This window comes from Kushneria aurantia DSM 21353, assembly GCF_000382245.1.
GTDB lineage: Bacteria > Pseudomonadota > Gammaproteobacteria > Pseudomonadales > Halomonadaceae > Kushneria > Kushneria aurantia.
Map to the genome: position 1 here is coordinate 1 of NZ_KB907883.1, position 12,380 is coordinate 12,380.

The 12,380-nt window shown below is 59.2% G+C and carries 10 protein-coding genes and 3 pseudogenes; 9 read left to right on the forward strand and 4 right to left on the reverse strand.

Annotation, left to right across the window (positions count from 1 at the left end; all coding sequences use genetic code 11):
• Positions 1 to 289: pseudogene (locus H146_RS22190) on the forward strand (hypothetical protein); the annotation flags it as partial.
• A gap of 9 nt (positions 290 to 298) precedes the next feature.
• Here H146_RS22190 and H146_RS20805 read toward each other — a convergent pair.
• Positions 299 to 1,300 carry an alpha/beta fold hydrolase gene (locus tag H146_RS20805; RefSeq protein ID WP_245558748.1) on the reverse strand — a complete coding sequence of 334 codons (1,002 nt, stop codon included), beginning with the start codon at positions 1,298 to 1,300 and terminating at the stop codon, positions 299 to 301.
• A 543-nt stretch (positions 1,301 to 1,843) separates the two neighbouring features.
• Here H146_RS20805 and H146_RS22495 point away from each other — a divergent pair.
• The 4 genes and pseudogenes from H146_RS22495 to H146_RS0113830 all read left to right on the forward strand — a co-directional run bounded on the left by H146_RS22495 (position 1,844) and on the right by H146_RS0113830 (position 4,079).
• A pseudogene (locus H146_RS22495) lies at positions 1,844 to 2,565 on the forward strand (DUF1989 domain-containing protein).
• A gap of 170 nt (positions 2,566 to 2,735) precedes the next feature.
• Complete coding sequence (locus H146_RS0113820) at positions 2,736 to 3,113, forward strand: nuclear transport factor 2 family protein (RefSeq protein WP_019952475.1); 378 nt, start codon at positions 2,736 to 2,738, stop codon at positions 3,111 to 3,113.
• A 299-nt stretch (positions 3,114 to 3,412) separates the two neighbouring features.
• Positions 3,413 to 3,754: a type II toxin-antitoxin system RelE/ParE family toxin gene (locus tag H146_RS0113825; protein ID WP_019952476.1), complete on the forward strand. Its 342-nt coding sequence runs from the start codon at positions 3,413 to 3,415 to the stop codon at positions 3,752 to 3,754.
• A gap of 1 nt (position 3,755) precedes the next feature.
• Positions 3,756 to 4,079 carry a helix-turn-helix domain-containing transcriptional regulator gene (locus H146_RS0113830; RefSeq protein ID WP_019952477.1) on the forward strand — a complete coding sequence of 108 codons (324 nt, stop codon included), beginning with the start codon at positions 3,756 to 3,758 and terminating at the stop codon, positions 4,077 to 4,079.
• A gap of 266 nt (positions 4,080 to 4,345) precedes the next feature.
• On the opposite strand, the gene H146_RS0113835 is transcribed toward H146_RS0113830, so the two are convergent.
• The 3 genes from H146_RS0113835 to H146_RS0113845 all read right to left on the reverse strand — a co-directional run bounded on the left by H146_RS0113835 (position 4,346) and on the right by H146_RS0113845 (position 6,571).
• The gene (locus tag H146_RS0113835; RefSeq protein ID WP_019952478.1) at positions 4,346 to 4,708 is read right to left on the reverse strand and encodes a HEPN domain-containing protein; all 363 of its coding nucleotides are present in this window, start codon (positions 4,706 to 4,708) and stop codon (positions 4,346 to 4,348) included.
• A complete protein-coding gene (locus H146_RS0113840; RefSeq protein ID WP_156826830.1) occupies positions 4,708 to 5,517 on the reverse strand; it encodes a hypothetical protein in 810 nt (269 codons plus the stop codon). Before H146_RS0113840 ends, H146_RS0113835 begins: the two co-directional genes overlap by 1 nt.
• A 115-nt stretch (positions 5,518 to 5,632) precedes the next feature.
• Positions 5,633 to 6,571, reverse strand: coding sequence for a LysR family transcriptional regulator (locus H146_RS0113845; RefSeq protein ID WP_019952481.1), 939 nt, complete (start codon positions 6,569 to 6,571; stop codon positions 5,633 to 5,635).
• Positions 6,572 to 6,703: 132 nt separating this feature from the next.
• Between H146_RS0113845 and H146_RS0113850 the strand changes: the two genes are divergently transcribed.
• The 4 genes and pseudogenes from H146_RS0113850 to H146_RS0113865 all read left to right on the forward strand — a co-directional run bounded on the left by H146_RS0113850 (position 6,704) and on the right by H146_RS0113865 (position 12,260).
• Positions 6,704 to 8,224, forward strand: coding sequence for an MFS transporter (locus tag H146_RS0113850; protein ID WP_019952482.1), 1,521 nt, complete (start codon positions 6,704 to 6,706; stop codon positions 8,222 to 8,224).
• A 260-nt stretch (positions 8,225 to 8,484) separates the two neighbouring features.
• A pseudogene (locus H146_RS0113855) lies at positions 8,485 to 8,682 on the forward strand (IS1595 family transposase); the annotation flags it as partial.
• A gap of 377 nt (positions 8,683 to 9,059) precedes the next feature.
• Positions 9,060 to 9,761, forward strand: a complete 702-nt coding sequence (locus H146_RS0113860) for a hypothetical protein (RefSeq protein WP_156826831.1) — start codon at positions 9,060 to 9,062, stop codon at positions 9,759 to 9,761.
• Positions 9,762 to 9,830: 69 nt separating this feature from the next.
• The gene (locus tag H146_RS0113865; RefSeq protein ID WP_019952485.1) at positions 9,831 to 12,260 is read left to right on the forward strand and encodes a calcium-binding protein; all 2,430 of its coding nucleotides are present in this window, start codon (positions 9,831 to 9,833) and stop codon (positions 12,258 to 12,260) included.
• The last annotated feature ends 120 nt before the right edge of the window (positions 12,261 to 12,380 follow it).

Consider the following 12,380-nt stretch of genomic DNA (forward strand, 5'->3'; position numbering starts at 1 on the left):
AAGAAACAGTATAGAACCCATCATCGGTCACATGAAAAGCGAAGGATTGCTGTCACGCTGTTATCTGAAAGGGCGCAAGGGCGATCGGATTCATGCGCTGCTGTGTGGTGTCGGCATGAATTTGAGGAAAGTCATGAAGAAGCTCAGGGAGCTTCTTTTTGTCTGTTACTTTTTCCGCTTTTCAGGTCTATTTTGGCGTTATGTCCGGTCAATGATCTTCAATTTTTTGTGCTCATTGGCCAGTATAAGGAGAGCCGAATTCGACTCCCCGGAAAAAATCGGGGTTTAGCAGGGGCGACTAAAGAGTGTCGAGGAAAGCTGCACCATCAAAATACAGGGTCTTTTCCTGACCTTCCGAACCGACTCGAGCGGTGTAGGGCCTGTCATCCAGTGCACGACGCGTACGATCAATCGCCAGAAACCATGCCGGTACCTGTTCCCGACATGCTTGGCTATCCTCAACGCACATGGCTAAAACATCGGTGAATTTTCCTTTTAATGTGTAAAATTCATCGAGCGGGGCTCGATTACGAAGGCTTGTATACCATGGCCAGCCAAGAATTGCGGATCTGACACTATCAGGATAATAGCGAATATAGGACAGCGCCGTACCACTTCCAGTCGAGGAGCCGTAAATGTCGACAGCATCGTAGTCAAGACGGCTGCGAATTTCCTCGATATCGCGTGCTGTTGCGCTTTCTGTATATTGAGAAACCTCAATGCCTTCGTTTTCAAGCTTTTGATAGCAGGAAGACACCTCGTTCGTAATGTGCTTCATCCGCCCCATGGGGTCGAGCGAGGCAGTGAGAGCCGGTGTGTGAACGATGTTGTGATAAGGAGACACCGAAGCATATGAAGGGCATGAAAGCGTGGGGTTGGCATGCTTGAAACCGCGCGGATCGAAAAGAACCAGAGTGCGGTTTCCGATATCCTTGCGTAGCTGTGCAATATAATCGGGAATACTGAGCGCCGAATGGCCCGGGCCGCCGGGGAAAAAGATCACTGGACTGCCACTTTCAGTACTGGCATCCGAATCGGGCGGAATAACGCCGACAGGGAGCTCTACGGTGTTTCCACTAGGCGCGCTCCAGTTTTCTTCACCATAAAAAGTATAGCAACTGGCATTTAAGTCCTTGAGTGCCTGCGTGGCGCAGCTGGTACTTTCAAGTCGTGGTATGGTTCTACTGCTCTCTGCTGCATGAGCATATGACGTGCTAAAGGCGAATAGCAGAAATAAGCTGCTGCACAGCGCTTTTGTATTCAAATGCATAAAATTCCCAATGGCTGTTGAAATTGTCATATAGAGGCTTTTCGTAAATCTGCCCTTGCCAGTGCAGTTTTTCACATTAATGTATTGATTAAAACCCCAGCCATTTCTTGCGCGAATTTTTTTAATTGGACGATCGTTTTAAAACACAAAGCGGCAAACCGTGAGGCGAGCCTCACGGTTCATAATGAAATGGCGTGCTTATTTCACGAAGAGCGGCATCCCCGACGAAGTCGAACCACTCCTGCTCGCTGACCCATAGGCCGCCCTGGCACTGAGCGACGTGTTCCTGGGGCAGTTCATCGGCCAGCAGCAACTCGATCTGGTGCTAACGTCGCGACGGCACAGGTACGCGGCTTCGAGGTACTGTTCACGGAACGTCTTCCGACGGACGCCTGGCGTGAGGGATATTACAAGCCATTGAGCGCAAGAGCGGATGAACTGTCACCAGGGGCATCCGCGGTCATGCGGATTGTTATCGAAGAGACCCGCCGTGAAATCGCACTCTTTGAGGAAGCCCTGGGCTCCTTCGGGTACACCTTCTACGGTTTGAAGGCGGTTTGATACTGTGGGCGATTGAAAGGGCGCGATTGGGGGCGGAGCGCTACGCTGGAAGCGAGTGATTTTGAGAGGAGGGTTGTCCTGCCAGCGCAACGCCAACTCGATATCGAGCCACAGTCAGGCGGTCTTGTTCGCCTGTCCAGAGGAGATACCGTCCGCGTCATTGATCCGCAAGGACAACAGGTGGCCGACCTATGGGCGTTCGCCGTTGACGGCGAAACCCTCGACTGGCTCAGCGTGTCGCAGACCCGCGACATGACTGAGCGCCTGTTCCCCAGAGTCGGTGAGCACTTCTACAGCGAGCGGGCGTACTCCCTTCTGACGCTGATCGAGGACAACTCGTCCTGTCCACATGACATGCTGTTTCCCGCCTGCAATCGCCTCCTCTACGAACGGGCAGGAACCCGAATCATCCAAACTGCCGGGACAATCTGTTAGCGGAGCTTCGTTGCGCCGGTATCGAAGCGCCGATCGTTCCCGATCCGGTGAATTTGTTTCAGCGATCCGAACCTCAAGCGGACGGTCGCCTGGAAGTTCTTGCCTCGGACAACCCGCCAGGCGGGAATGTGTTGCTAAAGGCGGAGACGGATATCCTTCTCGTCGTCACGGCCTGTGCTGTCGACTACCATCCGACGAACGGGGGACGATGTACGGGCATCCGGCTCGACATATCAGCGGGTGCTCGCCGCTCTCGCTGTCAGAATGGTGACCGAGGCGCGCCGCTGACAAGGCGATAACGGTAATGGACAGCGAAGGATATGGGTACGGTCATCGACACTACTGGACACCGGGTTGACGACTCTTTAGTCCACCGGATTCGCCTCGAACCCCGAGCTATTGGAGAGCGCAAACGTCACAATGACCATGTAGACTGAAATTGAGATTAACGCAGAGTGGAGGAAAAACCATGGATACCTTACCGCCCATCATTGTTCGCTATATCGCAGCCTATAACGACATGGACATTGCTTCCATGATCGACTGCCTTTCCGACGACGTTCGGTTTCTGAACAAGTTTGACGGACAGGTCACGAACGAGACGAATGGGCGTGCCGAGTTTCGAGCATTGGCGGAACAAGGTGTCGCGGCGTTTTCGGAACGTCGGCAAACCGTGAGCGCCTGCATCGCGATGGACGATCGTGCCGCATTGCGCATCGATTACAATGCTACTGTGCGATGCGACCTTCCCAATGGCTGGAAGACGGGTCAGGAGATCGCGATGAAGGGCACTTCCTTCTTTTCCATGGCCGGTGGAAAGATTACGGAAATCATCGACGCCAGTTGATAGGGCTTGAAAGCCAGATCAGATTGAACTGAACCGGGGCGTCGAGATGGTCGAGCAGCACGACGGCAAGCGCGCCCTCCTCGATCAGATCGACGATGCGGTCGGAAAAGTCGAGGTCGAGGCCCCCGCGCCTGCGCCTGATGCCAGGAAATCGCTATGGGCCAGATGGTCGCCTCTACGAGGCGTGGTGGTGAGCCAGGTGCGGCTCACTGCCGGGTGTCGTGGCGAGAGCATTCCCGTTCGCTCTGCATCTGATTGTCTGCTTGCCGGTTAGTAACGTATAAGTTACTATTGGTTCTATGAAGGTCGAGCTTCGAGAATTTCTACGTGATGACGGGTCCAACCCTTACCAGGAGTGGTTTGAAGGGCTCGATGCTCAGGCTGCGGCGAAGGTGGCTACCGCCGAGTACCGTATGTCGATGGGCAACACATCGAACATCAAATGGTTCGAGGGGATCGGTGAATATCGCATCGACTGGGGGCCGGGATATCGCATCTATTTGGCTCGCGATGGCGAACAACTGATCATCCTGTTCGGAGGTGGTACGAAAAAACGCCAGCAGGCTGATATCGACAATGCCAGGGCGCTACGCGACGAATACAGGCGGCGTAAACGCCAGGCAAAGAAGGGAGGGAAGTGAGATGGCACTGACCCGTGATTTCAAGGCGACGATTGCTGCGCGCGTCGAATGCGATCCAGCGTTTGCGAAAGCCATGCTGGATGAGGCCGTCACACTGTTTCTCAATGGCGAGCCCGACACCGCGCGCGCGATGCTCCGCGACCTGGTCAATGCAACCGTGGGTTTCAAGGCACTGGCCAACGAGACTGGCAAGCCCAGCAAGAGCCTCCACCGCATGTTGTCACCCTCGGGCAATCCCGGCATGGACAACCTGTCTGCGATCATCGGTGCGGTCCGTAAGACGCTGAAGGTTAACCTCGAGGTGCATACTGTCAGCGCGGCGTGATTCTGGCGCTGTACGCGAAAAATAGTGCACTCGGTGGGGCATTGCCCCGCCGATTTTGAATCTGGCCGCCTGTCGGGCTTGCCGCCGGCAGATGAGGCGTGCGATCTGCCTCGGCATATTTTTGCGCCATAATGGCGCATGATGACGTTTTTTCGCGCCTCATATCCCCGAAACGCGCTCCGTTGCTCGCTTTTCAGGCCCTTCGGGCGGATGTCGAGCGCGATACGTCCATGCGTTTCAGGTTCCACGCCAGGCCAACCAGTGTCCTATTTTGGGGGCAGCTCGGGCACCTTGAAACATAGGATCAACTCGCCACAGGTCTTGAGGCTTTTGCTGACATCGCGGCGGGAGATGTCGCGCTGCCAGTCGTAGTCCGCCTTGTGTCGCAGCCGTTTGATGGTGTTGAGCTGATTGCCATAGCGGGCCAGGTTCGGCCGCGCCAGCAGACTATTGATTACGCGCTCATGGCTTGCGCCGCTCTCCGGCGCGAACTGATGGTATTCGCAATAGGTGCGTGCGGTGAGAAACGCCGCGTAATAGGCGCGGTTGATGGCGGTACGCAAGCGAGGTTGATCGAGAGGTGTGGCGTCCAGCTGCTCGCTGGCGATGGACAGCAGACGATCCGGCATCAGCACGCCTCGGCGCGGGTTTCGAGTGAGTAGTCCCGGACCAACACACCGACCGCCATGTTCAACTCGGGATGGACCTGCTCGGGGTCGGAGAGCAGATTCAGAATTTCCTCGTCGATGGTATCCAGAGTGGTGTCATCGACGCCCAGGTCGAATTCGATCACCAGTTCCTGCTGACCGTCATCGAAGGTTTCCGGCGCAATATTGAATAGCACCTGCGCATCGATACGCCCTGCAAACAAGGCGCGAACCCGCTCGACTACCCGCTTTACATGGGCGTGATAAATCTCGAAGGTGAGGCCATGGCGAGAAAGAACTCGTTTTGCAACGCCGAAAGGTTCGGCCAACTGATCATGGTCATTGGCTTTGAGGCTCGACAATTTTGCGAGGGCACTTTCATAGGTCGCAAGATCCCCGCACATCCAGGCGTTGCGCAGCACGTGATTGAGAAACTCGGGCTCGTTTCGATTGGTTGCAAATGCCAGGTGGTTCAACTGGGTGCCGAGCGCCACGTTGAGGTTACGCAGGCTCATAAGCGAGAAGTTGACGTAAAGACTCTCTGGATGGCTCAGGCTCCTGGCATCGATCAGTCGTTCAATAGCAGTATCGGCGGCGAGAAAATCTCGACGCCAGATCGCATCGATCGCCGCGCGAGTGATGGCACTTTCGAGGCTATCATCCAGCTGGTCAAGCGCTCGTTTTAAGCGACGCTCATCCAATTGTGTAGTGTGACCACGCCGGTCATCCATGCGATTGAACTCATTCAAGGCATTGGAAATGACGTTGGTACGAAGCAATGGCAATGGCATGGGCGCACCTGCAAGGGCGTTTTTCGTTGAGCGTCTGTTATCTTGAGCAGTCCTGACGTCGGCGTCAAACTGTAGTGGCCAACTGTTTTGGCCACCGACCGTAGCGCCGTTCCTGTCATGACATGGAAGGAGTGACTGCCAGCGATGCCGACTGACATTGCGTTGCGAACAGCCGCTGGGCGAGAAAATCGACGAATACGCGCACCTTGGGGGAGAGATGGCGGCTTGAAGGCCAGATCAGATTGAACTGACCCGGGGCGTCGAGATGGTCGAGCAGCACGGCGACAAGCGCGCCCGAGGCGAGCGGATCGGCGGCGAGAAAATCCGGCATGCAGCCGATGCCCAGTCCGCGCGTCACCGCCCCACGCAGCGCTTCCATATTGTTGCAGGTCATGACGTAGTCGGGGCGCGGCTCAGGGTCCTGTTCGGGCTGGCACAGCGGCCATTGCTGGAGTTTGCCGGAGTTGGGGTAGCGGAAACCGATTGCACGGTGACCGCTGAGCTCGCGCGGGCAGCGCGGCGTGCCGTGGCGCTTCAGATAGCCCGGCGAGGCGCACAGCAGCAGGCGAAAGGGGCGCAGTGCGCGCGCCACCAGCCGGCTGTCGGGAAGTTGTCCGCTGCGAATGGCAACATCGACGCCTTCCTCGATCAGATCGACGATGCGGTCGGAAAAGTCGAGATCAAGGCCGATTTCCGGGTAGCGTGCCATGAATTCCGGTAGTACCGGCACCAGAAAATGGTAAGCGATGACCGGGCAGGAGACGCGAATGCGGCCGCGCGGCGTTTCGCGCGTGCGCAGGAGGCTCTCGTGGGCGTCATCGAGATCGTCGAGAATGCGCCGGCAGCGCTCGTGGAAGGCGCGCCCCTCGTCAGTCAGCCGCAGGCTGCGGGTAGAGCGCTGGATAAGCCGCACGCCGAGCTGGTTCTCCAGCTTCGTGACCGCCTTGCCAACGGCGGAAGGGGAGAGACCGAGAACACGCCCCGCCGCCACGAAGCTGCCGAGATCGGCGGTGCGGACGAAGGCGGAAAGACCTTTCAGATTCAGAGAGTCCATAATGATGCCATTCGAGCGTTTTATTCCACATTGCGCGGCAGGAATGCGATCTTAACCTTTATTCGAGCGACAATACACTGACCGGTATGGGAAGGCGCCTCCCTTTTCCCTCCATTGACCGGATCACGCCTCATGTCTCTCGATCACGATGCACCCCTGGACGTCACACAAGGACGACTTTCGCTGCTGGCGGTTTGCCTCGCCGCCGCCGCCATGCCGCTGACCTTCACCGGCACCGCCGTGGCACTGCCGGCGATCGGCAGTGCGCTTGGCGGCACGCCGGTGGCCATGGCCTGGGCCACCAACGCCTTCATGCTCACTTTCGGTTCCGCCCTGATGGTGGCCGGTGCGCTGGCCGACAGCTACGGACGCCGACGGGTCTTTCTGTCGGGGGCACTTGCCTTTGCGCTGTTTTCGCTGGCGCTGGTTTTCGCGCCGAACATTGTCATTTTCGATCTGCTGCGCGGCGCTCAGGGGCTGGCGGCCGCGGCAGCCTATGCGGGTGGCGCGGCGGCGCTGGCGCAGAACTTCCATGGTGCTGCGCGGCTGCGTGCCTTCAGCCTCGTCGGCACCAGCTTCGGCGTCGGTCTGTCGCTCGGTCCGGTGGCTTCCGGGTTGATGGCCGAGGCTTTCGGCTGGCGTTCGATCTTTCTCGCTGTCGTTGCCTTTACCGGGCTGGCCTTTCTGCTGGGCCGCCGCAGCCTGAACGAGAGCCGCGATCCTGCCGCCTCCGGTCTCGACTGGCGTGGTGCGCTCAGCTTTACCGCCATGCTCGTGCTTTTCACCTGCGCCATGCTGTGGGTGCCGGCACTGGGGATGCGCGCGCCTCTTGTCCTCACCCTGCTCGCCGGTTCGGTGGTCTGCCTTGCACTCTTCATTCATACCGAACGTCGCCTCGCGCGCCCAATGCTCGATCTGTCGCTGTTTCGCTATCCGCGTTTCATTGGCGTACAGCTGCTGGCCGCTGCTCCGGCCTATGGTTTCGTGGTGCTGCTTATCCTGCTGCCGGTGCGCTTCGTCGCTATCGAGGGAATGAGCGAGGCCGCGGCAGGTGCTTTAATGATCGCCATGTCGGCGCCGCTGCTGGTGCTGCCCGTGCTGGCCGGGATGGCAACGCGCTGGTTGCGCCCGGCGACGATCTGCGGGCTGGGCCTGCTGATATCGGCGGTCGGCCTGCTGTGGCTGGCGATGACGCCGGTCGGTGCGCCCGTGCTGTCCACGGCGCTGGCGATGCTGGTGATTGGTATCGGCATCGGCCTGCCCTGGGGACTGATGGATGGGCTCGCCGTCAGCGTGGTGCCGAAGGAGCGGGCCGGTATGGCCACCGGTATCTTCTCCACCGTTCGCGTTGCCGGTGAAGGGGTGGCGCTGGCCGTGGTCGGCGCGATCCTCGCCGGGCTGATCGCCACGCATATCAAGGCAAGTGGTGTTGCCGGCCCCGCCGGTGCAGTGGCGCAGCGGCTTGCCGGCGGCGACCCTGGTGGCGCGTTGACCCTGCTGACAGCAGGCGATAGTGCTGATCTTCTGAGCGCCTACAGTGCGGCTTTCGGCGGGCTGCTCCTGCTGCTGGCCGGCATCACGGCGGTTACCGCGCTGGTGGTTTTTCTGTTTCTCGGCAGGGAGGAGAGAGAGGCCGGCGCAGAGAAGGTGTGAGCGCGCATCGCAAGTGGCGGCGGAGAAGGTGGTCACCATGCGCTCCGGTGACCTCCATCCATGGTACAGCTCTGTGAGATGGCGGGTCTGCGTCGCCGCCGGACCATTGCCGCTTTCCAAATACGTTGACAGGCACTGAATGATTATCTACCGTTCTGGAAAATGCCAACAATATGTCTATACATTCCATGTCGATCAGCTATCGTTCCGCCAATCTTCTTTATGCTGGCTCTATCTCCAGTAGAGAGGGTGATGTCATGGCCCGCAAGCTCAAGCATGAATTGCTGCAGGTCGTGCACGAGCGCTACCCGTTAGAACAGCTCTTCGGGCGCATTGAGATCGACGACGATGCCTGCCCGAGCAGTGAGCGATCGGGAAAGCGAGGACGCGGCGCCGAGCGCAAATTCCCGTTTGTCGCTGCCGCGCAAACCGATGAAGAAGGCCATCCCATGCCGGTTTCTGCAGATGGCTGAGTCATATGCGTAATAAGAAAAGTATATTGATCAGCCTGTTTCAACGGGTATTCAGACATCGAAGGCTGGACCTTGAATTGTTCCGGTCGGGTACTCGAAGGCGCCTGGAAACTTTCGCACGAGTTCCTGGCACCTCTGGTTTCATGATGTTCCGTCAGTCAGGCAAGCAGTGCCATCGCACCACCCGCTTTGCAACCACCGCAACTGCGGGGCGGCGCTTCTGCACGCGGTCAGCCGGAAGTCTTTCAGCGAAGGTCGCGATCGCGTGCGGCGTTGTCGCGGGGTCTTTGTCGAGCACTGCGGCAAGAGCGGATTGTGCGCCTCCTCGCGTCACCGAGATGCTGGTCCAGGACGAGGCTCGGATGATCGATCCGACATCATTGCCATCGAGAGATTCATTTCGCCAGTTGATCGAAGATCTTGCCCCAGCGCTTCAAGCGGATGTCGAGTCCTCGAATGTCGGCGAGGTTCATCTGCGGTTTGTCCGCCGCAGGCTGGTGAGCGAAATGGCGGAAGCCGAGAATTCGACGCAGCCTGATCACTTTATCCTCCAGAGCCCATGGGTTTCCGTCAGCCCCATGCAGGGCACCGCATGCGGCCTGGATATTCGCATCGTCTGGAACGAGCGCCGGATTCTGCGCGATCAGGCATGGCTGCATGGTGCGGCGCCGGCGTTACCGGACGGGCAGGCAGCCTCGGTCAGCGCGGCGCAGATGTCACATTGGGTCGAGCAGTACATCGAAGCCTCGTTTCGCGCGCCATCGCCCGAGAAGCGTATCAGGCGGCTGGCCGACCTGAAGGGACAGATTCCCTTCGATCTCCTCTGGCTCTTCGAGAACGCAACGCAGTCGACACGGGGTCCCTTCGAAGGCTACGTCTCCGACGCTCTCGACAACCTGATGGAGCGTACCGAACCCGGATATCGAGACGTAATACAGTCGCTTGTTGCCACCGCCCTCTCGAATAGAACCGAGCAAGTCGAAATATCTTCCCTGGAAGATATTTCGAGCAAGGTCTTGACGCCCCCCGTCAAGAGGACACTACGGATTGAGAATATCCGATAAAAAAGCAGTCGGAATCCCCTTTGTCCGACTGCCGTTAACCAATTATAACTGAACGGAGAGTCATGCCGTATGTCGTACGAAGATATTTTCGAAGCCACCAATATCGACCCTGCATTCTCCGCCGAGGATCGGGCGGTCATTTTGGGTGTTATCAAGGAAGCCTACCAGGGTTCCACCATAGCGCGTGATATGTTCGACAACTGGATTGCCTCCGGGCGTGACATCACTTTCTACTATGGAGAGGGGCGTTTCGATGCCTGGGACGGTGTTGCCACTATCGATTTGAACGAGCTCGACAACGCTCACTATATCGATTTCTACGGCAATGCCGTACACGACACGCCTCTCGTCGCCATCATTCACGAACTCGGTCATGCCCTGACGGCTCGTACGGACGATTACAGCAAGGACCTTCCCGCCGGCGAAAACCAGGCCTTCGTCAACGAGATCATCGAGCAGATGGGCGGAGACTACGTCAAGCAGCTCGCCTATATGGCCTATGACGCCTCCGGCGATATCATCAAGGACGGATATGCCTATTCTGACGGCATCAAGCTCGACTATGCCTGGGTCAAGAAGTGGTCCTGGCTGCCCAACGACTACGATACGACCGAAGGCGGTACCTATCTGGAGCCACAGAAGGATCTGCTGATCGGTAGCGCCGACGCCAACGAGCTGAAGTCGGGTGCCGGTGACGATTTCGTCTATGGCCTCGAAGGTGACGACAGGCTGATCGGCGGATCGGGCGACGATCGGCTGAGCGGTGGGGCCGGAGCGGACATGCTTGATGGCGGGGACGGCTCGGATTTCGCAAGCTATGTCCATGCCGAGGCGGGCGTTACGATCAGCCTGGCCGACGTTGCCGGAAACACCGGCGATGCCGCAGGCGACATCTTCATCTCGATCGAGAACGTGATCGGGTCCGCCCACGACGACGTTATCACCGGCGATATCGGTGCCAATCGCCTCGAAGGCCGGGACGGCGACGACGTGCTGACGGGCGGGGGCGGCGACGACGTTCTGGTCGGCGGCGCCGGTAATGATCGGGCGGTCTACGCGAACGGCTTTTCGAGCTACACCATCGCCGCGTCCGGCGCTGGCCTGACGGTCACCGGTGAAGGCACCGACACGCTCGAGGGTATCGAGACGCTGAGCTTCGGCAACGGCACCTATGACGTGGCGAGCGGCACGTTCACGCCGAATATGTCGATTGCCAACAGCAGCCTGACGCAGGCTTTGGCGAGTGACGCTTTTTATGCGGTGATCGGTTCGGACGATCTTGCGACCGCGGGGGTCGAGGGTCAGGTGACCTACACCGTGACGCGCCTTCCTGCGGGCATGCTGCTGGTGAACGGCGAGCAAGCCTCGGTGGGCACAACCTTCACCCGGGCCGATATCGACGCCGGATCGGTGGTCCTGACGGCGGGCGCGGTGATGCCCGGTGCGAACGGTCCGGCGGACAGTTTCGCGTTCACCGTCGGTGATGGCGAGGGCGGTCTCGTCTCCGGAACCTTCACGGCCGACTATGCCTCGTTCGACACTGCCCGGACGGCGTCGAAGTGGGGCGGCTACTGGGGCACCGGTGGAGACGACTATCTCCTCGGCGGGTCCGGCAGCGACAAGATGATCGGCGGGTCCGGCAACGACCTGATGATCGGCGGGGCCGGCAAGGACCTGATGACCGGCGGTGCCGGCAACGACCGCCTGTTCGCGGGAGATGGCGACGATGTCATGATGGGCGGTTTCGGCTCCGACCTTCTCGATGGCGGGTTCGGCAACGACATGATCCATGGCGGCGAGGGCACGAACTGGATCATCGGCGGCGAAGGGCACGACACCATCACGGCGGGTTGGGGCGACGACGTGATCGATGGCGGTGCGGGCAATGACATCATCCATGCCGGCGGCGGCGACAATGTCGTCGATGCCGGCGCGGGCAATGATCGCCTGACGACGGGCTGGGGTGACGACCAGATCATTCCGGGGTCGGGCGACGACGCGCTTTACGACAGTGGCGGGTCGAACACGCTGTGGCTCGGCGGGATCGCGGGTGCGACCTCCGACGGCGATGACAGCTACTCGACGGGCCATGGTGCGGATCTGTTCGTACTGTCGTTCGAGGACGAGACGGGCGCTGCGGCGGGCTTCGGTTCGGACACGGTGAACGGGTTCCGCCTCGGCGAGGGCGATCGTCTGACCGGGTCGGACAATGTCGACTTTGCGCAGATGCTCGCCGATGGCGAGATCGGCGGGATGCGTTCGGCCAACGGCGGCGATCTGGTGCTGACGTTCGATCATCCGGACGAGAGCTCGTCGCTGACGCTGAAAGGGTTCTTCTGGAACAATGACAGCTATTTGTCGGAGGACGAGCGTGGTGCGGCCTTTGGCCAGGAGCTGGGTCGGGCGCAGCTCGCCGGCATTCTCGACGAGGCCGTCAACGACTTCGGTCCGGCCGCCTTCCAGGCGACATCTTCCACCAACGCACTCGTCTTCGCTTGAGGTCTAGAACGCGCCTGCGATCATGACAGTCGAGACGCAGTATCCGATCTGCTGACCATCTCTGAAGGGCCCCGGGTCCTTCAGAGAGAACGCGTAAGTATGCTCGTCTCGCTGCTCAAG

Excerpts from the sequence above, each read along its gene's own strand:
- H146_RS0113825 (WP_019952476.1), top strand. The coding sequence starts at position 3,413 with ATGAAGGTCGAGCTTCGAGAATTTCTACGTGATGACGGGTCCAACCCT.
- H146_RS20805 (WP_245558748.1), bottom strand. The coding sequence starts at position 1,300 with ATGACAATTTCAACAGCCATTGGGAATTTTATGCATTTGAATACAAAA.
- H146_RS0113850 (WP_019952482.1), top strand. The coding sequence starts at position 6,704 with ATGTCTCTCGATCACGATGCACCCCTGGACGTCACACAAGGACGACTT.
- H146_RS0113840 (WP_156826830.1), bottom strand. The coding sequence starts at position 5,517 with ATGCCATTGCCATTGCTTCGTACCAACGTCATTTCCAATGCCTTGAAT.
- H146_RS0113865 (WP_019952485.1), top strand. The coding sequence starts at position 9,831 with ATGTCGTACGAAGATATTTTCGAAGCCACCAATATCGACCCTGCATTC.
- H146_RS0113835 (WP_019952478.1), bottom strand. The coding sequence starts at position 4,708 with ATGCCGGATCGTCTGCTGTCCATCGCCAGCGAGCAGCTGGACGCCACA.
- H146_RS0113845 (WP_019952481.1), bottom strand. The coding sequence starts at position 6,571 with ATGGACTCTCTGAATCTGAAAGGTCTTTCCGCCTTCGTCCGCACCGCC.
- H146_RS0113830 (WP_019952477.1), top strand. The coding sequence starts at position 3,756 with ATGGCACTGACCCGTGATTTCAAGGCGACGATTGCTGCGCGCGTCGAA.
- H146_RS0113820 (WP_019952475.1), top strand. The coding sequence starts at position 2,736 with ATGGATACCTTACCGCCCATCATTGTTCGCTATATCGCAGCCTATAAC.
- H146_RS0113860 (WP_156826831.1), top strand. The coding sequence starts at position 9,060 with ATGATCGATCCGACATCATTGCCATCGAGAGATTCATTTCGCCAGTTG.